Raw genomic sequence first — 24,527 nt, forward strand, 5'->3', positions numbered from 1 at the left:
CCATGCGCCTGAACCGACCGCTGACCGCTGCCCTGGCCGTGCTCGGCCTGGGCCTGGTCAGCCCGACGCCGGCACTGGCCGGCCCACCGCAGACCGACCCACCCCAGGTCGGTCACGGGCCCGGCCGGCCCGGCCACGCCCCGGCCGCCACCGGCGCGGAGGACCAGGGGGCCCCGACGTTCTTCAACAGCGGCCTCGCCCCGACGCCCTACCAGGGCTGGAACACCTACTTCGGCCTCGGTGGCGATCCCACCGAGGCCGAGGTCAGGTCCGTCACCGACCACATGGTCCACAGTGGCCTGCGCGACGCCGGCTACACCTACGTCTGGATCGACGGCAACTGGGCCGCGCCCACCCCACGCAACGAGGCCGGTCAGCTCGTCGCCGACCCCGCCCGCTTCCCCGGCGGAATGGAAGCGCTGGCCGCGTACATCCACAGCAAGGGGATGAAGGCCGGCATCTACACCGACGCCGGGCCGTACCTGCCGGGGCAGTGCGGGCTCGGCAGCAACGGCCACTACCAGGCCGACGTCGCCCAGTTCGCTGGCTGGGGCTTCGACGCGCTCAAGGCCGACTGGCTCTGCGGCCGGGCCGCCGGCCTCGACCCGGAGGCCACCTTCCGTGAGCTGGCCGAGGCGGTACGCCAGTCGCCGCGGTCGATGCTGCTCAACATCTGCAACCCGGTCAGCTCCGACTGGGGTGGCGGCCCGTACACCCCGGAAGAGCTCTCCACCTGGAGCTACACGTACGCGCCCACCATCGCCGACTCCTGGCGGACGTACACCGACGTGGGCCTGACCGACCCGAGCCCGCAGTGGGCGTACCCGTGGGTGCTGCGCAACATGGACGTCAACGCGTACCACCCTGCGGCCACCGGGCCGGGGCACTACAACGACCCGGACTACCTGCTGCCGATGCGCCCGCTGCCCGACGGCGGGTACGAGTTGAGCCTGGACGAGTCCAAGACGCAGCTCGGCATGTGGGCCATCATGGCCGCACCACTGGTGATCGGCTCCGACCCGCGTGGCCTGCCGGCGGAGATGATCTCGGCGTTGACCAACCCGGAGATCATCGCGGTGGACCAGGACCCGCTGGTCCGACAGGGCGTCAAGGTCGCCGACACCGGCACCGACGCGCAGGTCTGGAGCAAGGTGCTCACCGGTTCCGGCAAGCGGGCCGTCGCGCTGCTCAACCGGCACGACACCGCTCAACAGATCACTGTGAATTTCGCCGACGTCGCGCTCGGCGGGTCGGTGCGCGTCCGTGACCTGTGGTCCCGCGCTGACGTGGACGCCCAGCCCGGCGCCGCCGGAGTCCAGCCGTTCACCGGCTCGTACACCGTCGAGGTGCCGGCGCACGGCGTGGCCATGCTCGGTCTGACCGGCACCGACCAGGTCGCCGGCGCCAACCTCGGCGGCACCGCCAGCGCCAGCCCGGCGCTGGTCCGGGTGGACGACACGCACGCCGCCGCCTTCGTCCGCGACGCCTCCGGTGCGCTGGCAATGAACACCCGCACCGGTACGACGTGGGGCACGCGCTGGACCTCGCTCGGCGGCCCGGTCGGCGGCCGGATCCTCGGCCAGCCAGCCGCGTACGGCTCCGCCGGTGGGCGACTCGACGTCTTCGTCCGTGGCACCGACAATGCGGCCTGGCAGCGCAGTTACACCAACGGAAAATGGGGCCCGTGGCGCAGCCTCGGTGGCACGTTGACCGACGCGCCCACGGTGGCCTGGACCAGCCCGACCCAGTGGACGCTCGTCGCCCGAGGCGCGGACGGCAAGCTCTGGTCCCGTGCAGCGAGCACCGGTTGGACCGGTGTCGGGGCTCCGGAGAACCGGCCGTTCTACGGTCGGCCGAGCGCTGTCGTCGACGACGACGGCGTCCTGCACGTGGCGGTCCGCAGCCGCACCGACGAGGTGTGGTGGAGCAGCCGGACCGGCACCACCTGGTCCGCCTGGACCAACCTGGGCGGCACCACCAGTGGCAGCCCGACGTTGCTCGCCACGTCCGGCCGGGTCTACCTGTTCTCCTTGGCCGCCGACAACCGGCTCTGGCAGCGCAACCTGACCGACGGCGCCTGGGGTGGCTGGTTCCGGCGCGGTGAGTTCGCGACCGACGCGTTCCGGGGCGCGCCCGGGGCCGCCGTCGGTGCCAACGGCAGCGCCTGGCTGGCCGTACGCGGCGTGGACAACCGGGTGCACCAAGTCGTCCTCTGATGCACGGTGGCGGGCCGTCGTTGGGCAGCCCGCCACCCTGCACCATCCCGGTCCGCTCAGGCGGCAAGACGGCCATCGCGGCCGAGGGCAGAGCTTCCCTCGACCGGGCCTGCGCGGTGCACACCGCAGTCCACCACCCGGCGGTCGTCCGTCCAGTGCGGACAGTTCACGGACCGGCCGGGCCAACGCTCGTCTACCCCTGGTACGACGGCGACCTGTTGAACCACGCGACAGTCCACGGCGCCGACCGCAGCGGGCTCACCCGGTTCCAGCAACTGCCGCTGCCGCAGGTCGAGGAGGCCCTCGACGCGATCCTCGACGCCCATCTCGCCGTCAGCGCCGCCGGCCTGGTCGCGGTCGACCTCTACGCCGGCTGCTTCCTGTACGACTTCTCCGCCGGGCGGATGCGGCTGATCGACCTGGACGAGTACCGACCCGGGTCCTTCCTGCTCGATGCCGAACGGCTGCCCGGCTCGCGGCGCTACATGGCACTGGAGGAGTTCGTCCGTGGCGCGGTGATCGACGAGCGGACCACCGTGCACCTGCTCGGCCGCACCCTGCACCACCTGCTTGACTCACCCGAGGGCTGGCGGGGCAACGACGACCAGCGTCGCGTCGTGGACCGGGCGACCAGGGCTGCCCCCGCCGCCCGTTACTCCGACGTGCCAGCGCTGGTAGGTGCTTGGCGGCGGGCTGGTTGCCGACCGGGATGCCCTTGTCGTCAGTCCGCGACACCCTGACCCTCATCCTGGTGGCCTGGTGGCCTGGTGGCCTGGTGGCCTGGTGGCCTGGTGGCCTGGTGGCCTGGTGGCCTGGTGGCCTGGTGCGGGAAGGGGCTGGTTCTCCGCGTTCGGGAGCGTGGCCCGCAGCGGTTTGGGCTCATGCCCAGCGCCGGCCTGCGCCGTCGCGCCACCGTGCCGGTGCCGCCGAGCGAGCGGCGTCATCCGAGGCCCCGGCCTTGTCGCGCGTGCGACTACCGGGATCCGCCTGCGGGGTGACAGTGCGCTCAGCGCGGCTGGTCGTGTCTATGTCCGCCGGTGGTAGTGGTTGCGGCGGGGGAGTTGGTCGGGGTCGAGCCAGGCGGGCGGTATGAATTCGGGGTAGCCGTCGCCTGTCAGCCGGACGGTCCAGTCGTTGTGGTGGAGGTGTCGGTGGTGGTGGCCGCAGAGTAGGACGGCGTTGTTGAGGTTGGTGGGGCCGCCGTCGGCCCAGTGGTGGATGTGGTGGGCGTCGCACCAGCGGGGTGGTCGGTCGCAGCCGGGGAAGGCGCAGCCACCGTCGCGGAGCACGAGGGCGCGGCGTAGTGGGCCGGTGATGAGGCGGCGTTGTCGGCCGACGTCGAGGACCTGACCGGTGCCGCCGAGCACGGCGGGCAGGATCGCGGCGTCGCAGGCGAGTCGGCGCACCGTTTCCGGGGTGAGGTGCAGGCCGGTGTCGAGGGTGCCGGCGCCGAGCTGCCCCGCGAGGGCGTCGTAGCTGGTGGTGACGACGACCTGGGCGGGGTCGCCGCCGTGTTCGGGTAGCTCCCCGGTGCGCAGGCTGAGCCGGCAGAGGTCAGCGAGGGCGTCATGGCGGCGCTGCCCGGCGCAGCGCTGGTCGTCGGGGCCGGACGGGGCGGTCAGCGGGTCGATCGCGGCGCGCAGCAGGCCGGCCGTTTCGCTGTCGAGGATGCCGGTGAGTCGGAGTCGGCCGTCGGTCAGCGTCGACATCGTGACGTGGCGGTCGCGGCTCGTTCGGCGGGCGTCGGCTTCCAGTGCGGCCTGGGCGGCGGCGTCGGCGATGTCGGGTGCGACGTGGTCGAGGATGCGGGTGCCGAGTTTGCGCAGCAGGGTGGGGTCGAACTGCCCGGCCCAGTCGACCAGCACACCGGCGGCCTTGTCGGCCACCTCCGGCCCGGCGGTCGACTGCACAGTGGCGACGGTGTCGGCGATGACCCGCACCTGCTCCACGCTGACCGCGCCGGCCGCCAGCGCGCCCCGCACGGCCGTCGGGGCCGCGTCAACGCACGCCGCGAGATCGACCAACCGACGGGCCGCCGGAATGGTCAACCGCAGTCGCTCACGCAACCAGACCGCTGTGCTGGACGCGCCCTGCGCCACCGCCGTGCCCCGACCGTCCACCTCCCGCACCAACGCCAGCTTCACGGCGGCGAGACGCTGCTCCAAGCGGTGTGCGGCGTCGAGCGCCGCGATCAGTTCATCGTCGGCGAGGGCCCAGACGGTGTTGTCAACGCAGGCAGCGACCGCGTCGTCTGCCTGCGCCAACTCCTCGACCATGACCAGAGACTAGAACAGGTGTACGACAATTTTCAGTGGCCAGGATCGATTGGATGGCGGCACGCCGCTGGCCCCGTCAGCGCCTCGGGTCGTCGGCGCCCCGGCCGTCAGCTGCGCCGGATCAGACCTGGGCCTGATCCGGCGCCCCGGCCGTCAGCTGCGCCGGATCAGACCCGGGCCGGCGGCGATGTCGATGTCGCCGTCCTCCACCTCGTGGCCCGCCGCGCAGCGGAGCACCGCGCGGACCGGCTCGCCGCAGTCGTGGTGGGTGGCGACGACGGACGGGCCGGCGTCGTCGGCGGCCCAGGTGTCGCCCCAGTTGCGCAGCGCGGTGATCACTGGCAGCAGTTCGTGGCCCTTGCGGGTGAGCTGGTATTCGTGGCGGGTGCGCTGACCCGGCTCCCGGTAGGGGATGCGTTCGAGCAGGTTGGCGGCGACCATTTCCTTGAGTCGGGCGGCCATGGCGGGCTCGCCGACGCCGACCCGGCGGACGAAGTCGTCGAAGCGGCGTGTGCCGAGCAGCGCCTCACGCATGATCAGGACCGTTGACCTGCTGCCGACGATGTCCATCGCCCGGGCTACCGAGCAGTTCTCGCTCGACCAGGAGTCGCGATCTTCTCGGAGGTCCTCCATGCCGTCCAGCCTACCTGACTTGCGTAAAAGCTAGCCAGGTGGTTCACTTGGCCGTCGCTGGCTTATGCGAACGCAAGTCAGCCCGACGAGCATCGAGGACGCCAGTGACCACCAACACCACGGCCCCGACCGCAGCCGCACCCGGACCGGCCACCGCCAGGTCCGTTCGCGGTTCCCGCCCGGTGACCCTGATCGCCATGTGCCTGGGCGCGATGATCACGTTCCTCCAGATCACCGCGACGGTCTCCGCCCTGACGACCATCCAGCGCGATCTTCGGGTCGACCCGACCACCGTGATCTGGATTCCCAGCGCCTACACCCTGGTCGTGGCCAGCGTGGTGCTGTCCGCAGCCACTCTCGGCAACCGCTACGGACGCAGGCGCATGTTCGGTGCCGGCATCCTCGCCATGATCGTTGGCGGTGCCGTGGTGGCCGGTGCCCCCACCGTGGCCTGGGTGATCGTCGGGCAGTTGGTCGCCGGCCTCGGCGGGGCCCTGATCCTGCCCAACAGCCTGGCGATCCTCGGCGCGACCTTCACCGACCCGCACCGCCGTACCGAGGTCATCACCGCGTGGGCGGCCGCCTCCGGCATCGGGCTCGCGATCGGCCCGCTCATCGCCGGCACCCTGCTGAAGCACTACGCGTGGCACAGCGTCTACCTGTCGACGATCGTGCTGGGCGTGGTCACCCTCGTCGTCGCCGCCATCGGCGTGGCCGAGTCCCGGCCGAGCGCAGGCCGACTCGACGTACCCGGCCTGCTGCTCGGCACCGTCGCCATCGCCGCGGCCGTCTACGCCCTGATCCAGGGCGGCAAGGACGGCTACACCAGCCCGGTGGTGACGGTGGCCTGGATCGCCGCGGCTGCCGCGCTTGTCGCGTTCGTCCTGGTCGAGCTGCGTTCCGATGCGCCGATGCTCGACATGCGGCTGTTCCGGTCCGCGTCGTTCAGCGCCGTCATGGTCGTCGCCGCGGTGTCGCTGTTCGGCTTCACCGGCGTGGCGATCCTGCTGGTCCTCTTCCACGAACGTGTCCAGGCACTCAGCCCGCTGGACACCGGCTGGCGGATGCTGGTGCTCTTCGGCGCCTACGTGGTCGTCGCCTTCGGTGCCGGGCGGGCGATCCGTCGTACCGGCTTCAAAGCGCCGCTCACCCTCGGCCTGGTCCTCGGTGCGGTGGCGAGCTTCGGCCTGGCGGCCCAGGGTCCCACCGCGTCGTTCGGTCACCGGTGGGCGCTGTTCGCCCTGTTCGGTGCCGCAGGCGGCCTTGTGGTGGCTCCGGCGACCGCCGCCGCGTTGGCCAGCGTCGCGCCCGCGCAGGCCGGGATGGCCTCCGGCGCGGTCAACGCCGCCCGACAGGTCGGCTCCGTGCTCGGCACGTCCCTGCTGGGCACGCTGCTCACCACCACGATGCTGGCTGACCTGCCCGACCGGTTGGCCGCGCACCAGGTCGGCGAACCCACCCGTGGCGCCGTGCAGGCGGCGGTGGCCGCCGGTGTCACCGGCGACCAGCCGCTGCCCGACCCGGTCCGGGCGGCGATCGCCGAAGCCATGACCTCCGGCGTCCAGGCCGGGTTGCGGATCAACGGCATCGTCTTCCTCGTCACCGCCGTGCTCACGCTCGCCCTCGTCCGCAACCGGCCGCACCAGCGCTGAGACCGGCCGCACCAGGGCTGAGACCGGCCGCACCAGGGCTGAGACCGGCCGCACCAGCACTGAGACCAGCGCTGAGACCAGCGCGCCGACTGCGCCGATCACCACGAAGATCAGCCGATGCCGGTCAACCCGTGGTCACGGCCGCGGTGACCTCGACCTCCAGCACCGCGCCGTCGAGAAAGAGCCGGCTCACCTCGACGGTGGTGCTGGCGGGCCTGCTCTGCCCGAAGTAGCGGTTGCGGACGTCCGCATAGCCGGCCAGGTCGCCGAGGTCGGTCATGAACGTCCGGACGTGCAGCACGTCGGCGAAGGTGGCGCCGTGCGCCGCGAGCAGCGCGCCGATCAACTCGAAGATCCGTTCGGACTGCGTCCGCACGTCGCCGGGTGCGATCACCGCGCCGGCGTCGTCCACACCGACCTGACCGGAGAGCATCAGCAGCGCGCCCCCTGGCAGGTCGAGGCGGGCGACGTGCGCGAAGCGGTCGCCGAACGGCGCGGCGACGGTCGTCGGGTTGTCCAGGGTCAGGTTCACTGATTCTCCTCGGAAGCGGCGGCGTCGGTGAGACGGGCGATGTCGTCCTGCGGATGGCGTGCGGCCGCCAGCGCCGACGCGGCGGCGCGCAGCAGGGGCACCGGCGCGTCGCCGAGCACGTCGAGGGCGAGTCGGGCGTCCTTGGCGGCCAGGGCGGCAGCGAACGCGGCGTCCGTGGCGGTCGCCCGGGCGACCGCGCCGCCGAGCGGTCCGGTGCCAAGGGCATCGATCGCGGTACGTCGGTCGACGCCGACGGCGTCCGCGACGGTGAGCGTGTCCGCGACCGCGGTGACAGCGGTGATCAGCGCGGTGTTGAGCACCAGCTTCAACGCGGCGCCCCGGCCGGAGCCGCCGCAGCGACGGACGGTGCCCAACGTCCCCAGCAGCGGGGCGATCCGCTCGACGACCGCCTCTTCCCCGCCGGCCAGGACCACGAGTTGGCCTGTCTCGGCAGCCCCGGCACTGCCGGCGACCGGAGCGTCAACCAGCGGTACTCCCGCCGGCAGCAGGGTGGCCAGTTCGGCCACGGCCCGGGGACCGATGGTGGACATCTCGATCACGGGGGTGCCCGACCGCAGCGCCAGTGCCGCACCGGAGTCGACCAACGTGTGCCGGACGGCCACCGCATCGGTGAGCATGGTGATCACCACGTCGGCGTCGCGGACCGCCTCGGCTGGGCTGCCGGCGGCTCGCGCCCCGGCGTCGACGAGCGGCGCCGTGCGGGCGGACGTGCGATTCCAGACGGTGAGCCGATGCCCGGTAGCCAGCAGCCGACGGCCGATCGCGGTGCCCATCGTGCCCGTACCCAACAGTGCGATCTCGAACATGTCGCCAACGCTATGGGGCGGGAAGTCATGCCACCAACGACTGTTACGCATCGTTGCCATGCTGCGGGAGCATGGCACGATGCAGCTGAACGCGCTCCAGGTCTTCCGTGCCGTCGCCGAGCACGGCTCCATCACGGCTGCTGCCCGCAGCCTGCGCTACACCCAGTCGGCGGTGTCCCGACAGATCGCCGCACTGGAAGCCGAGACCGGGTCGCCGTTGCTGGACCGGATGCCGCGCGGTGTCGCCCTGACCGAGCAGGGCCGTTGCCTGCTCGGCCACGCCGAGGCGGTGCTCGACCGGCTGGACACCGCCCGGCGGGACCTGGCGGCGCTGCGCGACCTGTCCGCCGGCCGGTTGCGGGTCGGCGCGTTCCCCACGGCGGTCGCCGCGCTTGTGCCACGTGCTCTGGCCAGCTTCAGGTCCGAGCATCCCGAGGTGGCCCTGTCGCTGGTCGAAGGGCTCACGCCGGGGCTGCTGGAGCGTCTGGTCGACGGCGACGCCGACATCGCCGTGGTGAGCGCCGCGTCGGACAAGCCGCTCGACGGCGACCAGTTCGACCTGCACCACCTCGTCGACGAGACGCTTCTGGTGGCTGTTCCCCGGACGCATCGGCTCGCCCACCGGCGGACCATCCGTCTGCGCGACCTGGCCGACGAGTCGTTCATCGCCGGCTCGGCGACCGCCGAGGAGACCCTGCTGCGGGCGACCCTACCGGCGGGTTTTCGCCCGCGCATCGACATCGTCGCGGCCGAGTGGACCGGCAAGCTCGGCTGTGTCGCGGCAGGCCTGGGCGTCGCGCTGGTGCCGGCCCTGGCCGTACGCGCCGCTCCATCCGACCTGACTCTGCTCCGCCTGCACCCCGACGACGTCTCTGTCCGGCGGATCTTCGCCGCGACCGTCGCCGGGCGGAGCCGACCACCGGCGGTGCGGCGGTTCCTCACCCATCTGGACCGGGCGGCGGGCCTGAGTGAAGCGGGCGGGTGACGCGGACCGCCGAGTGGCGGTCCGCGTCCCGGCGTCAGCCGCCAATGGTGTCGAGCTCTTCGATCGCGTCGGCCGGCAGCTTCAGGTCGGCAGCGGCGATGTTCTCCCGCAGGTGCGCCAGCGTCGAGGTGCCCGGGATCAGCACCGTGGTGGGGGAGCGCTGGAGCAGCCACGCCAGGGCGACCTGCTGCGGCGACGACCCCACCCGGGCGGCCACGTCGTTGAGCGTGTCGGACTGCAACGGCGTGAAACCGCCGAGCGGGAAGAACGCGGCGAACGCGATGTTCTCCGCCGCGCACCGGTCCACCAGGGCGTCGTCCTGTCGGTTGGCGAGGTTGTAAAGGTTCTGGACAGTGACCACCGGGGCGATGGCCTGGGCCTCGCTCAGCTGGTCGAGCGTGACGTTGCTGAGCCCGAGGTGCCGGATCAGCCCTTCCTGCCGCAGTTCGGCGAGGGCGCCGAACTGCTCGGAGAGGGGATCGTCGCCGGTGCCCTCCGCCACACCGACCCGCAGGTTGACCACGTCGAGGACGTCCAGGCCGAGGTGCTGGAGGTTGTCCCGGACCTGGGCCTTCAGTTCGTCCGGCTCGAGCGCCGGGATCCAGGAGCGGTCGGCGCCGCGGCGCGCGCCGACCTTGGTGACCAGGTGCAGATCCTCGGGGTACGGGTGCAGCGCCTCGCGGATCAGCTCGTTCACCACCACCGGGCCGTAGAAGTCGCTGGTGTCGATGTGCCGGACACCGAGGTCGACGGCCTCGCGGAGCACGGCGATCGCCTGCTCGCGGTCGCGGGGCGGGCCGAAGACACCCGGGCCGGCCAACTGCATAGCTCCGTAGCCCATCCGGCTGAGGGTGAGGCCGTCAGCCAGGGTCAGGGACCCGCCGGGAAGGTTCTCGCTCATGTCGTCCTCTATCCGTGATCGGAGTGGATATGCGTCGACTGTGCGTCGGGGATCAGCCGGCCGGCAGGGCGAGCTGTTCCTGGTAGTGACACAGCCAGTCACCGGGCGGCCCGGCGATCTACCGTCGGTCTCATGGACGCGACGAACCCGCTCGGCGACTTTCTGCGTGCCCGCCGGGAGCAGACCCGGCCCGAGGACGTCGGGCTCGGCCCGGGAGTGGGCCTGCGCCGGGTGCCGGGGCTGCGGCGCGAGGAGGTGGCGATGCTGGCCGGGATCAGCGCCGACTACTACCTGCGGTTGGAGCAGGGCCGCGAGCGGCATCCGTCGGTGCAGGTCCTCGATGCCCTGGCCGGGGTGCTGGGGTTGGACCCGGAGGCGACCGCGTACATGATCGGGCTGAGCCGTGCGCGGTCGCGCCGGGCCGCCCGGCCGGCCGCTGACCGGGTGCCGGCCAGCATCCTGCACCTGCTGCGGGAGCTCGACATGCCGGCCTTCGTGCAGAACCGCTACCTCGACATCCTGGCCTCGAACCCGATGGCGAGGGCACTGTCGCCGAATCTCGCCCCGGGCGCCAACCGACTACGCGCGGTGTTTCTGGACCCGGCCGAGCGGGAGCTGTTCCGCGACTGGCGGCAGGCGATGCAGAGCGTGGTGGGGCAGATGCGCGCCGACTCGGGCGGGGCCACCGACGACCCCCGGTTGACGGCGTTGGTGGGGGAGCTGTCACTCAAGAGCGACTGCTTCCGCCGGTTGTGGGCGCGTCACGAGGTGCGTCGGCGGGAGGGCGTGGTCAGCCGGCTGCGTCATCCCGAGGTGGGTGACCTCGACCTGTACTGCGACAAGCTCGCGGTCGCGGGCGCCGACGGGCAACTGCTGGTGATCTACCACGCCGAGCCGGGTACGGAGTCCGCACGCTCGTTGGCGCTGCTCGGCTTGATCGCCGCCAGCACCCCGGACGACACCCCGGACAGTCTCCGACCCGGTGACCCGGCCCGGCTCTACCCGTCGGAGTGAGCTGACTCGGTAGGGATGTGCTCGTAGCGCTTGCGCATGGCCTCGCTGGCGGCCGGGCCGGCGGCGAAGACGAAGTCGGCGTCGTCGAGCGGACGCCCGGTGCTGCGATCCACGATCACCGGGTCGGCCTCCACGCCGGTGTTCCGGTCGACCAGGATCATGCTGCGCTCGCTCGGGTCGAGGCGTGAGTTGCCCCAGGCGGCGAGGGCGACGACGACGGGCCGCAGGCTGCGACCGAGGTCGGTGAGGACGTACTCGTAGCGGTCGGGCCTGGTCTGGTAGCGGCGTCGTTCGAGCAGCCCCTGCCCCGTCAGGGTCTTGAGTCGGCTGGTCAGGATGCTGGACGAGACGCCCAGGTTGGCCTGGAACTGATCGAACCTGGTGTAGCCGTCGAAGGCGTCATGCAGGATCAGCAGCGTCCACCACTCGCCCACGTGGCCCAGTGCGCTCGACAGCGGACATTCGCGGTCCTCCAGCCGGATCTTCCCTGCCACGGGTGTGCCCTTCTCCGAGTCGGTGCAGTCGGTGCTAGTGTCGAAGTTAGTAGGTGCTATTTCAGCAGTAACTATACGACGTCCTCGCGACGTCGGCTTCCTGCTGCCCAGCCACGTCCGGGAGGAACGCGACACCATGACCGCCACCCAGGCCGCACCGGCCATCATCCGCCGCTATTTCGAGCTGGCCGGCCAGCCCGACTCGGAGGACTACTTCCGCCTCTTCGCCGAGGACGCCGTGGTCGAGGACGAGTCGACCGAGTACCGGGGCATCGAGGCCATCCGCCGGTGGCGTCGAGCCGTGCCGCTGGTGTCGTACGAGATCACCGACATCGAGGAGACTCCCGCTGGCACGATCGTGACCGCGACGATCACCGGCGACTTTCCCGGCAGTCCCTTCGCCGGGCTCCGCTACCGCTTCGGTGACTACGACGAGAGCGCGATCCGGGCCCTGCGGATCGCGCCCTGACCATCACACACGTGTCCGGCAGGCCTCGCCACCGGTGCGTATGCAGTCGAGGGCCCCGAGGGCGTACGGTGGACACGTCGCCCGGGATCCCGGTGGCCGCCAGACGCCGTCGCCACCAGCCCATCAGGGGCGTTACCGATCGTCATCCCCGTCGCCGCGACTCTTTGGCCGTGTCGGCCGATCGCCGAGCACGTGCCGGCTGTCGGGTTCCGCCGTCATCGCGGTCGGAACAGTTGGTGGTCCGGATCCGACGCACGCATGCACACCACTGTCCGTGCGAATGATCGTTTTGAACACCCAACCAGGGGGAGCACCAGATGAGGATCGCCAGGGACAGGATCGTCACCGCACTTCGCGACCGGGGCCAGCAGGCCCGGGCCGACTGGGTCGAGCGCGAACTGCCGGAGCGCGTGGACCCGGCGAAGCACTCCGGGCTGCTCGCCACCCTGCACCTCAACCCAGCTGATCTCGTCGACGCGTCCTCCCCTTGAGGGTTGCGCTGCTCGGACCGGTCGCCTGGCGTACGCCCCCGCACCACTACGGGCCGTGGGAGCAGGTGACCGGCCTGCTCGCCGAGGGGCTGGTCAGCCGCGGCGTGGACGTGACGCTCTTCGCGACACTGGACTCCGTCACCTCCGCCCAGCTCGACGGAGTCTGCCCACGGGGGTACGCGGACGACCCCGACCTGGACGGTCGGGTGTGGGAGGCGATGCACGTCTCCCACGCGATGGCCCGCTCGGCGCAGTTCGACGTGGTGCACAGCCACCTGGACTGGCTGCCCCTGGCCTTCGCGGAACACTGCCGGGCACCGCTGCTGACCACGGTGCACGGCTTCTCCGGCGCGGGGATCCTGCCCGCCTACGGCCGAGCCCGATCGTCGTACGTGTCGATCTCCGACGCCGACCGGGCACCGGAGCTCGACTACGTTGCCACGGTGTACCACGGCGTCGACGTCGGCGGTCTGCCGTTCACCGACAAGGCCGGCCCCGGGCTGGCCGCCTTCGGCCGGATCCACCCGGACAAGGGCACCCACACCGCTATCGAGATCGCCCGCCGCGCCGGCCGGCCGCTGACCATCTGCGGGATCGTGCAGGACGAGCGGTACTTCGCCGAAGAGGTGGCACCGCACATCGACGGTGACCAGGTCGTCTTCCTCGGGTCGGTGGGCCCGCAACGGCGTGCCGAGGTGCTGGGCGAGAGCACCGCGCTGCTGCACCCGATCGCCTTCGACGAGCCGTTCGGGCTGTCGGTCGTGGAATCGATGGTCTGCGGCACCCCGGTCGTCGCCTATCGGCGGGGGTCCATGCCCGAGGTGGTCGACGAAGGGGTGACGGGCCTCCTCGTCCACACCGTCGACCAGGCCGTCGAGGCGATCACCCGGGCCGCCGACCTCGATCGGGCGGAGTGTCGGGCGCAGGCTTTGAAGCGCTTCAGCGCCGACCGGATGGTCACCGACTATCTCGCGGTCTACGACCAGCTCGTTCGTAACTGACTCAGCCGCACACCTCTTCGTTCCGCCGGTCACACACGCTGACCGGCGTGCGCCGTTCCCGCGTGAGGCTCACCGCGTACTCCTGTGGTGGGCCGACAACCGGAAGGCACGACGTTCATGCCCAGCTACGGCTTCCTCAGCACCCACCCACCGACCCGGTGCGGCCTGGCCACGTTCAACGCCGCCCTCGCCGCCCAGCTCACCGCCGACGGCACCCACGGCGGCATCGTCCGGGTCACCGATCACGGCGACGACCAACGGCCCACCCCAGGGGTCGTGCACACCTGGTCGGCGCGGGACCCGTCCGGCTGGCGGGACGCGGCGGCCGCCCTCAACGCGTACGACGTGGCGATCGTCCAGCACGAGTACGGCATCTACCCCGGCACCGACGGCGAGGAGGTCCTGCCGTTGCTGCGGCGCCTCAGCGTGCCGAGCATCGTGGTCCTGCACACCGTCCTCAGCCAGCCCTCCGCCCGGCAGAAATCCCTGCTGGAGCAGATCGTGGCCACCGCCGGGGCGGTCGTCACGATGACCGACACCGCCCGGGACCGGCTGCTCGTCGGGTACGCAGTGCCAGCGGGAAAGGTGACGGTCATCCCGCACGGCGCCGCCGAGCTTGCCGGTGTGCCCGTCGACCGGCGTGCCCGCCCGCACCTGCTGACCTGGGGACTGATCGGCCCGGGCAAGGGCATCGAGTGGTCGTTGCGGGCCCTCGCGCGGTTGCAGGATCTGGAACCGACTCCGACCTACACGGTCGCCGGACGGACCCACCCGAAGGTGATCGAGCACCACGGTGAGGCGTACCGGGCCGGGTTGCACCAGCTCGGTGCCCAGTTGGGTGTCGCGCACGCCGTCGACTATCAGGACATCTACCACGACCAGGAGGCACTGGGTCGGCTGATCCGCTCCGCCGACGTGGTCGTCCTGCCCTACGACTCCCGCGAACAGGTCACCTCCGGTGTCCTCATCGAAGCGGTGGCCGCCGGGGTGCCCGTCGTGGCGACGGCGTTCCCGCACGCCGTCGAGCTGCTGACCGGTGGGCCCGGTCTGGTCGTACCCCATCAGAACCCGGCGGCGCTGGCCAAGGCGATCCGGCGGGTCCTGACCGAGCCGGGCCTGGCCGCCCGGTTGGCCGGGCGGGTCCGCCCGCTGGCCGCGGACCTGCGCTGGCCGGCGGTGGCGGCCCGCTACGGCACCCTCGCCGAAGACCTCCTGGCCGCCCGCTCGCCCACCGTCAGCCCCGTGCCGGCGTGACGGCGACCACCGGACACCCCCGGACCGCGACGGGTGAGCGCTGGGTGACGGCGCCCGCGCCGAGCTTCGCGCACCTGGCACGGCTGAGTGACGACACCGGTCTGTTCGAGCATGCCCGGCACGCCATCGTCCGCCGCGAGCACGGCTACTGCACCGACGACGTGGCTCGCGGCCTGGTGGTCGTCAGCCGCGAGCCGGAGCCGAGCGACGAGCTGCTCCGGCTCGCGGAGCGCTACCTGGCGTTCCTGACCCACGCGCAGGACACCGACGGCGCGTTCCACAACCGACTCGGGCACGACCGGCGCTGGGCCGACGAACCAGGGCTCGGCGACTGGTGGGGTCGGGCGCTGTGGGGCCTGGGCACTGCCGTCGCCCGCAGCTCCGCACCCTGGGTACGGGAGGAGGCGCTGGTGGCGTTCAGCCGGGGTGCCACCCGGCGCGCCAAGGCACCGCACGCGATGGCGTTCGCCGGTCTGGGCGCGGCCGAGGTGCTCCGCCGTCACCCGGGTCACGTCGCCGCGGCATCCCTGCTCGCGGACGCGGCCAGCACTGTCGGCCCGGCCGGGTCCGACCCGCGGTGGCCGTGGCCACGGCAGGAGCTGACCTACGCGAACGCGGCCCTCGCCGAGGTGGTCATCGCCGCCAGCCAGCTTCGCGAGGGTGGTCCACCTCTCTACGACGGCCTGCGGATGCTGACCTGGCTGCACCAGGCCCAGCTCCGCGACGGGCGGTTGTCGGTCGTACCCGCAGGGGGGTGGCGGCGCGGCGCCGTACGACTGCACCACGACCAGCAGCCGATCGAGGTCGCCGCCTTCGCGGACGCCTGCGCCACCGCTGCCACTGTCACCGGGGACCCCGGGTGGGACGCCGGCGTGCGGCAGTCGGTCGGGTGGTTCCTCGGTGACAACGACCTCGGCAGCCCGATGTGGGATCCGGCGACCGGCGGTGGCTACGACGGGCTGACCGCGCACGGGCCCAACCTCAACCAGGGCGCCGAGTCCACCCTCGCGCTCATCTCCACCCTGCAGCACGCCCGGCGGTGGTCGTGACCCGGAGCCTGGCCGTCCGTCAGGACGTCACCCTCACCCCGGACCCACGCCGGGTCATCATCAAGCTCTTCGTCCCGGGTGAGGACGCCGCGGTGGTACGCACCCGCGCGCGGGCACTCATCGACCGGGTCGCGCGCCTCGGCGACGAGGAGACCGGCCGGCTGCTGCGGGACACCTTCGACCGCTTCGGCGCCCGGCACCGCGACCTGGCCGGCACGTTCCACCACCACTACGACCTGGTCCGGCACCGGGCCGCGCGGGCCCGGGACCTCTCGCCGACCAGCCGGCTGCTGGTCGGCGCCTACTTCAGCCACGAGTACGCCGTCGAGGCCGCCGCCCTCTGCAACCCGTCGATGGTGGCCCACCCGGACCAGACCGAACTCGGCACCGGGCAACTTCGTGTCGCCGTCAGCCTGCGCCAGGTCGGGGAGGGGCACGTGTCCTCCATCGGGTTCGCCACCGCGGTCATCGGACCAGGGCGGCAGCTCACGGTCGCCGACCGGTCCGGTCCGTTGGCCGTCGGGCAGCGGGTGGGCGTACGGCACCGTCGGGACCTGCTCGTCGCCGGCCTGGCCGAGGAGGACTGCGACAACGAGGTCGCCGCCACGGTGCTCGACGCCCTGCCCGAGTGGTACGACGAGGCCACCTTCGAGCGGGTGCTCGCCAACCTGCCACCCGATCTGCTCTCTCGCAGCACCGGGTTGGGCACCCTCGAACAACTGCGTCGCACCAACGCCGGCAGCTACGCCACGGCCTTTCCCACCGACACGGCCCTGCACCAACGGGTGCTCTGGCCGGCCACCCCGGCAGAGAGCAACGGCATGGAGGACGCGCGGTTCGTCCGGTTCGTCGACGAGTCCGGGCCGGTGTACCGGGCCACCTACACCGCCTACGACGGCCGGAGCATCGCCACCCGTGCGCTGGTCAGCAGTGACCTGCGCCGCTTCGAGATGACCCCGATGCGTGGGCCGGGTGCCCGGAACAAGGGGATCGCGCTGTTTCCGCGTACGGTCGGCGGCCGGCATCTGGCCTTGTGCCGTGCCGACGGCGAGACCATCGGTCTGACCACTCTGGACAGCGACAACCGCTGGCAGGCTCCGGCCCCGTTGCACGCCCCGGGCGAGAGTTGGGAGCTGATCCAGGTCGGCAACTGCGGGTCTCCCATCGAGACCGACGCGGGTTGGCTCGTCCTCACCCACGGGGTCGGGCCGATGCGCCGGTACGCGATCGGCGCGCTCCTGCTCGACCTGCACAGACCGGAGCGGGTCGTCGCGCACCTGCCCGGCGTGCTCCTGGCACCCGACGAGAACGACCGGGACGGGTACGTTCCCAACGTCGTCTACTCCTGCGGGGCACTCGTGCACGACGGTGAGCTGTGGGTGCCGTACGGGGCGAGTGACGCCCGGGTCGGTTTCGCCACCGTGTCGGTGCCCGCGCTGCTCAGCGCCATGGTGCAGGCCCCACCGCCGGTGACCGCGACTGATGAACTGGGTGGGGCAGGGTAGCCTCACGCTGGCACTACGTGCTCCCGCGGTCGGGGGAGGACTCGGGGGAGGTGGAGCGTGGGTGACGTCGGCGAGATGGTGCGCTGGCTTCAGCTCAACGCGCCCCGTGGCGGGCCGGACGAGCTGTCTCAGCTGATCGCCGAGGCGGCTCCCGCCCTCGATGCCAGCGAGATGGTGCTCTATCTGGCCGACTACACGCAGTCCCTGCTCGTGCCCCTGCTCGGCGCGGGCCTCGACCGGGACGAGCTGCCGATCGAGACGACCCTCGCCGGCCGGGCCTTCACCAACCTCACCATCCAGCGCGCGCCCGACAATCCGGACCGGGTCTGGGTGCCGCTGCTGCTCGGGTGCGAGCGGATGGGCGTGCTGGAGATCGTGGCGCCGACGGCCGCCGACGAGGCGATGGACGGGCCGGCCTGGGAGGTGGCGGTCACCATCGCCCAGATCCTGGTCAACCGCCGGCTCTACGGCGACGTGGTCGAGCGGATGCGTCGCCGGCTCCCGATGCAGGTCGCGGCCGAGATCGTGTGGGGTCTGCTGCCCCCGTTGACCTTCGCCACCGACGACCTGGTGATCACCGCCATCCTCGAACCGTGCTACGACGTCGGCGGCGACATCTTCGACTACGCGCTCAACGACGACGTGCTCAGCGTCGGGCTCTTCGACACCTGCGGGCACGGCATCAAGGCGAGCACCCTGGCCTCGCTGGTCGTCAGCGCGTACCGCAACGCCCGCCGGTGTGGCCTCGACCTGGTCGACACGGCGATCAGCATCGACCGGTGGGTGCGATCCGAGCACCCGAACTTCTTCGCGACCGGCCTGCTCCTCGAACTGGACCGCCGGACCGGCCGGCTGAGCGCGATCAACGCGGGTCATCCCGGTGCGATGTTGCTGCGCGACGGCAAGGCCATCCGTGAGTTGCCAGGGCCGACCGCGTTGCCGCTCGGCCTGGGTCATCTGACCCCACACCGCCCGCAGGTGCACGTCGAGGACCTGCACCCGGGCGACCGGATCCTCGCCTACACCGACGGCATCACCGATGCGCGCAGCGCCGACGGTGAGCACTTCGGGCTGGACCGGCTGGTCGACTTCGTCAACCGGGCCCTCAACGACGGGTTGCCCAGCCCGGAGACGATGCGTCGCCTGGTACGCGCCGTCGTCGGCTACCAGGACGACCAGCTTCAGGACGACGCGACGGCGCTCTTCGTGGAGTGGCGGCCGCCGCACCTGCCGCTCGCACACCTCCGTGACCTCGCGGCGAACCGCCACTGACCGCAGCAGTGGGATTTTGCACTCGCAGTGCACTTGTCTCCGGTTGTGGCGCTGTCTAGCGTCACCTCATGGCTGACTCATGGACCTTCGCCGTCGCACGTGACGACCTCGGGCAGAGCACGCTCGTCGATGGCGCCACGCCCGAGGTGGCCGATGGTGAGGCTCTGCTGCGGGTGGACCGCGTCGGCCTCACCGCCAACAACGTGACCTACGCGGTGCTCGGCGACGCGATGCGCTACTGGGAGTTCTTTCCGCCTGCGGCCCGTGGGCTCGGGCCGCAGTGGGGCCTCCCGCCGCTCTGGGGTTTCGCCGAGGTGGTCGCCTCGACGGTTGCCGGTGTCGAGGTGGGGCAACGGGCCTACGGTTACCTGCCTCCCGCGGGGCACCTCGTGGTGCGGCCGGACCGGGTGGACGCGTCCGGGTTCCGCGACGCGAGCACGCACCGGGCCGAGTTGCCGTCGCCGTACAACGCGTACCGGTCGACCACCGGCGACCCGGCGTACCAGGCCGACCAGGAGGACCTGCTGATCCTGTTCCGGCCCCTGTTCTTCACCTCGTTCATGCTGGCCGACCAGGTCGTCGACAACGGCTTCTACGGTGCCGAGGCGCTGCTGGTGTCGTCGGCGTCGAGCAAGACCGCGTACGCCGCCGCGTTCGAGCTGCGCGGTCGCGGACCGCGCCTGGTCGGGCTCACCTCACCCGGCAACCTGGCCTTCACCCGGTCACTCGGCTGCTATGACGAGGTCGTCCCGTACGACGACATCAGCGCCCTCGACGTGGTCCCGACCGTCTACCTCGACCTGTCCGGCGCGCCCTCGACCCGTGCCGCCCTGCGCCAGCACCTCGGCGACCGACTCGTCCGGGACATCGCGGTCGGGCTCACCAACCAGACACCGAACGCCGCCGCCGCGGAGGAGGTGTTCTTCGCGCCGGTCCAGATGCGCAAGCGCGGCCAGGACTGGGGCCGCGAAGGGCTCGACCAACGGTTCACCGAAGCCTGGCAGCGCTTCACCGCAGTGGTCAGCGGGTGGCTCGACGTCCAGGTGGGTGTCGGGCCGGAGGCCCTGCAACGGGCCTGGGCCGACGTCCTCGCGGGTCGTACGCCGCCGCGGGTGGGTCACGTCGTCCAACTCTGAGCGGTCGACGACGCCGACGGTCAGAACGAGTTGTCGCCGGAGAGGTGGCGACGCAGCGTGGCCAACGACCGGTTGATCAGCCGGGAGACGTGCATCTGCGAGACACCGACCCGGTCGGCGATCTGGGACTGGGTCAGGTTGCCGTGGAAGCGCAGGCTCAGGATCTCGCGCTCGCGCTCCGGCAGCGTGGCGAGGGCCGGGCCGAGGGCGACCCTGATCTCCACGACGTCGAACTCGTGGTCGTCGCCGCCGAGGGTGTCGCCGAGCTCCCGGCTGCCCTCGCCACCGATCGGCGTGGACAGCGACGTGGCCCGGTAGGCGCGTGCGCCCTCCAGCCCTTCCAGCACCGTCTCCTCGGTCACGGCCAGGTAGGACGCGATGTCGGCCACGGTCGGCGACCGACCGAGGGTCTGGGTCAGAACGCTGTTGGCCGCGCTGATCGACAGGCGTAGCTCCTGGAGGCGGCGGGGCACCCGGATCGCCCAGGTGCGGTCCCGGAAGTAGCGCTTGATCTCGCCGATGATGGTGGGGATGGCGTACCCGGCGAAGTCGACGCCTCGACTGTGGTCGAAGTTGTCCACAGCCTTGATCAGACCGACCGAGGCGATCTGGACCAGGTCGTCGTCCGGCGCGCCACGACCGCCGTAGCGGCGGGCCAGGTGCCGGGCGAGCGGAAGCCACGCCTCGATGGTGCGGTCGCGCAGGGCTGGGCGGCGAGGGTCGTCGGCCGGCGTCGCCGCCAGGGCGGCCAGGAGGTCTTCCGGGCTCTGCTCACTGCGCCGCTGGTCGATGCTGGTGCTGATCGCGGTGTCGACGATGATGGCCATGGGAGTGGTCCTTCCCGCACTGCCCGTCGATCGAGTCGACCGGAAGGGGTCTCCGAACCGGCTGACGCCGGGGCGCACGTACGGGCGAAGGTGCGCTGTCGCAAGGCCACGAGCACGGGCCTCGCCGCCGCGTCATGTCGTTCACTTGATGGCCCGGACACTACCCGAAATACTGAATGTTTACTAGCCGAAAGTACGATCCGGTGCAGGTGGATGGTGCTCGAAACGGGTGAGAACGGCCCCGATCAGCCCTGCGGGTCCGGCTCGTCGCCGGCGATCGGGGCCTGCTGGGCCGGCTTCACCGCGAACGGATGGCGCAGCCGCAGCATGGCCTCCTCGCTGCCGTCGAAGGTCGCCATCGACCCGTCGAGCACGTCGGAGGTCGACGTGGCGAGGAACAGGGCCGGTCGAGGGTTGTCGTTCGATGTCATGCAGGATTCCTGTCTTCCATTGAGGAGTGCGTCCGGGCCCCGGCTCTCGCCGTGCGACCTCGTGACATGCGGCGCTCACACTGGCGCCCGATCAGGTGCCTCGTGCACGGGCGAACGCCCGGCGACACCGACACCCCGCACCATACCCGCCCTCGGCACCCCTCATGCGCCGCCGAGGCCCCGGGATCGCATCCGCACCGCCAGCAGCCGAGAATTCTGTAATCCGACCCGGTGCTGCCAGTCTCCGATCCTGAGGGCGGTCAACGCGCAGCGCGGGTGCCGCGCGGACGAGCACACAAGGAGTGACACGCATGTCGTCAGCCGGTCGAGCACTACCCGATGCCGGGTTGGTCGTCGCGGCCCGACAGGGCGACCAGCGCGCCCTCGATGACGTCGTCGCGGCCTCGCTCCCGCTGGTCTACAACATCGTCGGGCGTGCGCTGCGCGGTCACGCCGACGTCGACGACGTGGTCCAGGAGACGTTGGTACGGGTGATCCGGTACCTGCCCGCGCTCAACGACCCGGCGGCGTACCGCTCGTGGCTGGTGGCGATCGCCATCCGTCAGGTGCGTGACTGGGAACAGCGTCGACGGCTCGCGCTCAACCGCGACGCGGGGCTCGACGCGATCCACAACGTGCCCGACCCGGCCTCCGACTTCGCGGGGATGACCATCCTCCGGCTTGGCCTCACCGACCAGCGACGCGAGGTCGCCGAGGCGACCCGCTGGCTCGACCCGGACGACCAGGAGTTGCTGTCGCTGTGGTGGCTGGAGGAGACCGGCGAGATCACCCGCGCCGAGGTCGCCGACGCGCTGGGGCTGTCACCCGGGCACGTCGCCGTGCGGATCCACCGGATGAAGGAGCAGATCCAGAGCGCCCGGGGCGTCGTACGCGCGCTCGGCGCCCGCCCCGGTTGCCCGGACCTGCGCGCCGTGAGCGGCGAGTGGGACGGCACTCCCAGCCCGCTGTGGCGCAAGAGGCTGGCCCGACACGTCCGCGACTGCGCGTTCTGTGGGCGACTGGGCTCCACGCTCCTACCGATCGACCGGCTGCTCGCCGGTCTGCCGATGCTGCCGTTGCCGGCGGGTCTGAGCGCCCACATTCCGAGCGCGGCCGCACCCCCGGCTGCCGCGCAGGCCGTCGGGTACCACCCCCCGGGCCCGACGGCCGGGCACACCGCCGGGACGACCCCGCCCGGCGGTGTGCCCTCCGACGGCGGCGGTGGCCCGAGCATCGTCGACCTCGCGGTGAACCGCCCCCGTGGCCTGGTCCCGTCCCTCGCCGCCGGGGTGGCAGCGGCAGTTCTCGCCATCACCATGGCGGTGGTGATCCTGCCGGAGGACCCACCAGCGCCCTCGTGGGCTGCACCGCCGCCCGCAGCCCCCACCGCCGTGGCCAGCCCGAGCGTCGCACCGTCACCGAGCGCACGCCCCTCGTCGAAGGCTCCGGTCGTCCCGGCGGTCAGCTCCGCCCGTAAGGGCGTCGGAGTGTGGAACTTCGCCGGAGCCAGTCAGGCGTTGGCGAACTCGAAGGCCGGCTGGTACTACACCTGGGGCACCCAGCACCCGGGAATCAGCACGCCGCGCGGTGTGACGTTCGTGCCCATGATCCGCAGTGCGGAGAACGTCACCGCCACGGAGTTGGCCCGGGCCAGGGCGGCGGGGCCCGATCTGCTCACCTTCAACGAGCCGGACATGCCCGAGCAGGCGAACATGACCGTCGAGCAGGCGCTGGACCTCTGGCCGCAACTGATGGCGACGGGCAGCAGACTGGGCAGCCCGGCGGTCGCCTGGGGCGGGCCGGATCCGCAGGGTTGGCTGGACAGGTTCATGACCGGCGCCCAGGCCCGCGGCCACCGCGTCGACTTCATCACCCTGCACTGGTTCGGCGCCGACTTCACGACCAGCACCGCGGTCGACCAGCTCCGGCGGTATCTCCAGGCCGTCCACCAGCGGTACCGCAAACCGATCTGGCTGACCGAGTTCGCACTGATCCGCTTCGACAGCGGCGGCGCACAGTTTCCCGGTCAGGAGCAGCAGGCGGCGTTCCTCACCGCGGCCACCACCATGCTCGGCCAACTGTCCTATGTGCAGCGGTACGCGTGGTTCGGCCTGCCCGCCACGGACAAGGACCGGTCCGGGTTGTTCAGCAACGGCACCGAGGCGACAGTGGTCGGTCGCGCGTTCCAGGCCGCCCGTTGAGCGGCGACGCGCCGGTGGACCAGCAGCCGACCACGACCAGACGCCCGGCGTTCCGTGGCCGCGCCGGGCGGATCGTCGGCGTCGTCGCGACACTGGTCGTGACGACGGTGGCGGTCGTGCTCAGTCAGGGTTGGGGCCGCGCCGACCAGACGGCATTCCCGTCGACGGCATCCCCGCCGACCGGCCCGGCGCCGACCGCGTCGGTGGTGCTCAACAGCACCGATGACGCCTTCATCCAACTGCTCATCCCGATGAACGAGGGTGCGCTCGCGCTGATCGACCACGTCGACAGCCGGTCGGCGGGCGCGGATCCGTCGCTGCGGGCACTGCTCAACAACCTCCGGGCTGCTCACCAGGCCGAGTTGCGGGACCTGCGCGGGCTGCTGGCCGCGGGCAACGTCGCGGAGCAGAACATCCACGAGGGGCACCAGATGCCCGGCATGGTCACCGACGCCAGCCTCGCCGAGCTGCGCGCCGCCCCCGACACCGAGGTGCCGTCCCGGGCCGCCGCGTTGGTGCGGGCGCACCTCGCGCAGACCGTGGTGCTGTGCCGGGGCGAGCAGAGCGCCGGGGGCAGCCCGGAGCTGAAGGCGCTCGCCGGCCGGATCCAGCAGGCCCGGGCCGCCGAGTTGAGCGCACTGGACGGTCAGCCCGGCGCGACCGGAACCCCGCAGACCGACTGAGCATGCCGCGCAGAAGACCTACCGAAGTCGCGGCGTCGCTGCTCAGGCCGGCGTCGGGTGGTTCGCGTCGAACCGGTCGCGCGTCAGGAACGCCAGTTGGGCCCGCTTGTCCGGCATGTCGATCTCCGAATCGAAGGTGAACCCCTCGATCTCCAGTCGGCGCAGCGCGAGGTGGTTGCGGATGTCCGGCTCGACCACGATCCGCTGGGCGGCCGGGTCGCGGAACAGGAAGCGGGCGAGGGCCGGGCCGACGACGTTGGTGAGGCCGCGGGCGAGGCGCCGGTCGGGACTGAGCAGCAGGTGCATCCCGATGTCACCGGGCTGCACGCGGTAGCGCTCGCCGACCGGGTCCGCCTCGGGCTGGTAGGTCTGGAAGAGGCCGACCGGCTCCGCGTCGACCATGATCAGGTACGCGTGGTGCGTCGGCAGACTGGCCACGAAGGCGTAGATCTCGCGTACCTGTTCCAGGGTGTGCGAACCCATGCCCCAGAACGAGTTTCGAGGTTGGGTGACCCAGCCGTGCAGGAGGGCGGCGTGCCGGTCGGGGTCGACGGTCACCAATGACAACTCACCGAGACCGGCGATCTTCTCCAGGTACGTCATCGGGCGCTGTCCTCTGTTCCATCCGGGGCGCGACTTAGGTTAACCTCCCCTAACCAAGGATGACCTTACCTGGAG

Annotated in this window: 24 protein-coding genes; 15 read left to right on the forward strand and 9 right to left on the reverse strand. The window is 71.7% G+C overall.

Annotated features, from left to right (window positions below; genetic code table 11):
• Nucleotides 1-2 precede the first annotated feature (2 nt).
• Both GA0070619_RS31150 and GA0070619_RS31155 read left to right on the forward strand, forming a co-directional pair.
• On the forward strand, nucleotides 3-2,216 hold the full coding sequence (locus tag GA0070619_RS31150; RefSeq protein ID WP_088951316.1) for a glycoside hydrolase family 27 protein: 2,214 nt from the start codon (nucleotides 3-5) through the stop codon (nucleotides 2,214-2,216).
• The gene (locus tag GA0070619_RS31155; RefSeq protein WP_231927201.1) at nucleotides 2,216-2,956 is read left to right on the forward strand and encodes a serine/threonine protein kinase; all 741 of its coding nucleotides are present in this window, start codon (nucleotides 2,216-2,218) and stop codon (nucleotides 2,954-2,956) included. The genes GA0070619_RS31150 and GA0070619_RS31155 overlap by 1 nt, the downstream gene beginning before the upstream one ends.
• Nucleotides 2,957-3,241: 285 nt before the next feature.
• Here the strand turns inward: GA0070619_RS31155 and GA0070619_RS31160 are convergent, their stop codons facing one another.
• Nucleotides 3,242-4,492, reverse strand: coding sequence for an HNH endonuclease signature motif containing protein (locus GA0070619_RS31160; RefSeq protein ID WP_088951317.1), 1,251 nt, complete (start codon nucleotides 4,490-4,492; stop codon nucleotides 3,242-3,244).
• A 153-nt stretch (nucleotides 4,493-4,645) separates the two neighbouring features.
• Entirely contained in the window at nucleotides 4,646-5,125 is a 480-nt protein-coding gene (locus GA0070619_RS31165) for a winged helix-turn-helix transcriptional regulator (protein WP_088951318.1), read from the reverse strand.
• A gap of 104 nt (nucleotides 5,126-5,229) precedes the next feature.
• On the opposite strand from GA0070619_RS31165, the gene GA0070619_RS31170 reads away from it, so the two are divergent.
• A complete protein-coding gene (locus GA0070619_RS31170) occupies nucleotides 5,230-6,777 on the forward strand; it encodes an MFS transporter (protein WP_231927202.1) in 1,548 nt (515 codons plus the stop codon).
• Between the two features lie 124 nt (nucleotides 6,778-6,901).
• Here GA0070619_RS31170 and GA0070619_RS31175 read toward each other — a convergent pair whose 3' ends face one another.
• Both GA0070619_RS31175 and GA0070619_RS31180 read right to left on the reverse strand, forming a co-directional pair.
• Complete coding sequence (locus GA0070619_RS31175) at nucleotides 6,902-7,309, reverse strand: RidA family protein (protein WP_172862147.1); 408 nt, start codon at nucleotides 7,307-7,309, stop codon at nucleotides 6,902-6,904.
• Entirely contained in the window at nucleotides 7,306-8,268 is a 963-nt protein-coding gene (locus tag GA0070619_RS31180) for an NAD(P)-dependent oxidoreductase (RefSeq protein ID WP_331716859.1), read from the reverse strand. The genes GA0070619_RS31175 and GA0070619_RS31180 overlap by 4 nt, the downstream gene beginning before the upstream one ends.
• On the opposite strand from GA0070619_RS31180, the gene GA0070619_RS31185 reads away from it, so the two are divergent.
• Nucleotides 8,216-9,121: a LysR family transcriptional regulator gene (locus GA0070619_RS31185; RefSeq protein ID WP_088952173.1), complete on the forward strand. Its 906-nt coding sequence runs from the start codon at nucleotides 8,216-8,218 to the stop codon at nucleotides 9,119-9,121. The two genes, GA0070619_RS31180 and GA0070619_RS31185, sit on opposite strands and share 53 nt — an antisense overlap.
• Before the next feature lie 34 nt (nucleotides 9,122-9,155).
• Here the strand turns inward: GA0070619_RS31185 and GA0070619_RS31190 are convergent, their stop codons facing one another.
• Entirely contained in the window at nucleotides 9,156-10,022 is an 867-nt protein-coding gene (locus GA0070619_RS31190; protein ID WP_088951320.1) for an oxidoreductase, read from the reverse strand.
• Between the two features lie 132 nt (nucleotides 10,023-10,154).
• Between GA0070619_RS31190 and GA0070619_RS31195 the strand changes: the two genes are divergently transcribed.
• Complete coding sequence (locus tag GA0070619_RS31195; RefSeq protein WP_088951321.1) at nucleotides 10,155-11,036, forward strand: helix-turn-helix domain-containing protein; 882 nt, start codon at nucleotides 10,155-10,157, stop codon at nucleotides 11,034-11,036.
• Here GA0070619_RS31195 and GA0070619_RS31200 read toward each other — a convergent pair.
• Nucleotides 11,021-11,530 (reverse strand): winged helix-turn-helix transcriptional regulator, encoded by a 510-nt coding sequence (locus tag GA0070619_RS31200; protein ID WP_088951322.1) that lies wholly within the window; start codon nucleotides 11,528-11,530, stop codon nucleotides 11,021-11,023. The genes GA0070619_RS31195 and GA0070619_RS31200 overlap by 16 nt on opposite strands.
• A 136-nt stretch (nucleotides 11,531-11,666) precedes the next feature.
• Between GA0070619_RS31200 and GA0070619_RS31205 the strand changes: the two genes are divergently transcribed.
• The 8 genes from GA0070619_RS31205 to GA0070619_RS31235 all read left to right on the forward strand — a co-directional run bounded on the left by GA0070619_RS31205 (nucleotide 11,667) and on the right by GA0070619_RS31235 (nucleotide 19,707).
• Nucleotides 11,667-11,999: a nuclear transport factor 2 family protein gene (locus GA0070619_RS31205; protein WP_088951323.1), complete on the forward strand. Its 333-nt coding sequence runs from the start codon at nucleotides 11,667-11,669 to the stop codon at nucleotides 11,997-11,999.
• Nucleotides 12,000-12,316: 317 nt separating this feature from the next.
• Complete coding sequence (locus GA0070619_RS32920; RefSeq protein ID WP_172862148.1) at nucleotides 12,317-12,490, forward strand: hypothetical protein; 174 nt, start codon at nucleotides 12,317-12,319, stop codon at nucleotides 12,488-12,490.
• Entirely contained in the window at nucleotides 12,487-13,491 is a 1,005-nt protein-coding gene (locus GA0070619_RS31210; RefSeq protein ID WP_088951324.1) for a glycosyltransferase family 4 protein, read from the forward strand. Before GA0070619_RS32920 ends, GA0070619_RS31210 begins: the two co-directional genes overlap by 4 nt.
• 117 nt (nucleotides 13,492-13,608) lie before the next feature.
• A complete protein-coding gene (locus tag GA0070619_RS31215) occupies nucleotides 13,609-14,745 on the forward strand; it encodes a glycosyltransferase (RefSeq protein ID WP_088951325.1) in 1,137 nt (378 codons plus the stop codon).
• Nucleotides 14,742-15,794 carry a glycosyltransferase gene (locus GA0070619_RS31220; RefSeq protein ID WP_088951326.1) on the forward strand — a complete coding sequence of 351 codons (1,053 nt, stop codon included), beginning with the start codon at nucleotides 14,742-14,744 and terminating at the stop codon, nucleotides 15,792-15,794. The genes GA0070619_RS31215 and GA0070619_RS31220 overlap by 4 nt, the downstream gene beginning before the upstream one ends.
• Nucleotides 15,791-17,299: a glycoside hydrolase family 130 protein gene (locus tag GA0070619_RS31225; RefSeq protein ID WP_088951327.1), complete on the forward strand. Its 1,509-nt coding sequence runs from the start codon at nucleotides 15,791-15,793 to the stop codon at nucleotides 17,297-17,299. The genes GA0070619_RS31220 and GA0070619_RS31225 overlap by 4 nt, the downstream gene beginning before the upstream one ends.
• A 57-nt stretch (nucleotides 17,300-17,356) precedes the next feature.
• Nucleotides 17,357-18,571, forward strand: coding sequence for a PP2C family protein-serine/threonine phosphatase (locus GA0070619_RS31230; protein WP_231927203.1), 1,215 nt, complete (start codon nucleotides 17,357-17,359; stop codon nucleotides 18,569-18,571).
• Between the two features lie 68 nt (nucleotides 18,572-18,639).
• Complete coding sequence (locus tag GA0070619_RS31235; protein WP_088951328.1) at nucleotides 18,640-19,707, forward strand: DUF2855 family protein; 1,068 nt, start codon at nucleotides 18,640-18,642, stop codon at nucleotides 19,705-19,707.
• 20 nt (nucleotides 19,708-19,727) lie between these two features.
• On the opposite strand, the gene GA0070619_RS31240 is transcribed toward GA0070619_RS31235, so the two are convergent.
• Complete coding sequence (locus GA0070619_RS31240; RefSeq protein ID WP_088951329.1) at nucleotides 19,728-20,534, reverse strand: RNA polymerase sigma factor SigF; 807 nt, start codon at nucleotides 20,532-20,534, stop codon at nucleotides 19,728-19,730.
• A 245-nt stretch (nucleotides 20,535-20,779) separates the two neighbouring features.
• Entirely contained in the window at nucleotides 20,780-20,965 is a 186-nt protein-coding gene (locus GA0070619_RS31245) for a hypothetical protein (RefSeq protein ID WP_088951330.1), read from the reverse strand.
• Between the two features lie 311 nt (nucleotides 20,966-21,276).
• Between GA0070619_RS31245 and GA0070619_RS31250 the strand changes: the two genes are divergently transcribed.
• Nucleotides 21,277-23,166, forward strand: coding sequence for a sigma-70 family RNA polymerase sigma factor (locus GA0070619_RS31250; RefSeq protein WP_088951331.1), 1,890 nt, complete (start codon nucleotides 21,277-21,279; stop codon nucleotides 23,164-23,166).
• Nucleotides 23,167-23,180: 14 nt separating this feature from the next.
• Nucleotides 23,181-23,849 carry a DUF305 domain-containing protein gene (locus tag GA0070619_RS31255; RefSeq protein WP_088951332.1) on the forward strand — a complete coding sequence of 223 codons (669 nt, stop codon included), beginning with the start codon at nucleotides 23,181-23,183 and terminating at the stop codon, nucleotides 23,847-23,849.
• 42 nt (nucleotides 23,850-23,891) lie between these two features.
• Here GA0070619_RS31255 and GA0070619_RS31260 read toward each other — a convergent pair whose 3' ends face one another.
• On the reverse strand, nucleotides 23,892-24,452 hold the full coding sequence (locus GA0070619_RS31260; RefSeq protein WP_088951333.1) for a GNAT family N-acetyltransferase: 561 nt from the start codon (nucleotides 24,450-24,452) through the stop codon (nucleotides 23,892-23,894).
• Between the last annotated feature and the right edge of the window lie 75 nt (nucleotides 24,453-24,527).

This window comes from Micromonospora zamorensis (assembly GCF_900090275.1).
GTDB lineage: Bacteria > Actinomycetota > Actinomycetes > Mycobacteriales > Micromonosporaceae > Micromonospora > Micromonospora zamorensis.

Bases quoted from the DNA above. Each gene is read 5' to 3' on its own strand.
- GA0070619_RS31150 (WP_088951316.1), top strand. From the start codon at position 3: ATGCGCCTGAACCGACCGCTGACCGCTGCCCTGGCCGTGCTCGGCCTG.
- GA0070619_RS31155 (WP_231927201.1), top strand. From the start codon at position 2,216: ATGCACGGTGGCGGGCCGTCGTTGGGCAGCCCGCCACCCTGCACCATC.
- GA0070619_RS31160 (WP_088951317.1), bottom strand. From the start codon at position 4,492: ATGGTCGAGGAGTTGGCGCAGGCAGACGACGCGGTCGCTGCCTGCGTT.
- GA0070619_RS31165 (WP_088951318.1), bottom strand. From the start codon at position 5,125: ATGGAGGACCTCCGAGAAGATCGCGACTCCTGGTCGAGCGAGAACTGC.
- GA0070619_RS31185 (WP_088952173.1), top strand. From the start codon at position 8,216: ATGCAGCTGAACGCGCTCCAGGTCTTCCGTGCCGTCGCCGAGCACGGC.
- GA0070619_RS31180 (WP_331716859.1), bottom strand. From the start codon at position 8,268: ATGGAGCCGTGCTCGGCGACGGCACGGAAGACCTGGAGCGCGTTCAGC.
- GA0070619_RS31190 (WP_088951320.1), bottom strand. From the start codon at position 10,022: ATGAGCGAGAACCTTCCCGGCGGGTCCCTGACCCTGGCTGACGGCCTC.
- GA0070619_RS31195 (WP_088951321.1), top strand. From the start codon at position 10,155: ATGGACGCGACGAACCCGCTCGGCGACTTTCTGCGTGCCCGCCGGGAG.
- GA0070619_RS31205 (WP_088951323.1), top strand. From the start codon at position 11,667: ATGACCGCCACCCAGGCCGCACCGGCCATCATCCGCCGCTATTTCGAG.
- GA0070619_RS32920 (WP_172862148.1), top strand. From the start codon at position 12,317: ATGAGGATCGCCAGGGACAGGATCGTCACCGCACTTCGCGACCGGGGC.
- GA0070619_RS31215 (WP_088951325.1), top strand. From the start codon at position 13,609: ATGCCCAGCTACGGCTTCCTCAGCACCCACCCACCGACCCGGTGCGGC.
- GA0070619_RS31235 (WP_088951328.1), top strand. From the start codon at position 18,640: ATGGCTGACTCATGGACCTTCGCCGTCGCACGTGACGACCTCGGGCAG.
- GA0070619_RS31240 (WP_088951329.1), bottom strand. From the start codon at position 20,534: ATGGCCATCATCGTCGACACCGCGATCAGCACCAGCATCGACCAGCGG.
- GA0070619_RS31245 (WP_088951330.1), bottom strand. From the start codon at position 20,965: ATGACATCGAACGACAACCCTCGACCGGCCCTGTTCCTCGCCACGTCG.
- GA0070619_RS31250 (WP_088951331.1), top strand. From the start codon at position 21,277: ATGTCGTCAGCCGGTCGAGCACTACCCGATGCCGGGTTGGTCGTCGCG.
- GA0070619_RS31260 (WP_088951333.1), bottom strand. From the start codon at position 24,452: ATGACGTACCTGGAGAAGATCGCCGGTCTCGGTGAGTTGTCATTGGTG.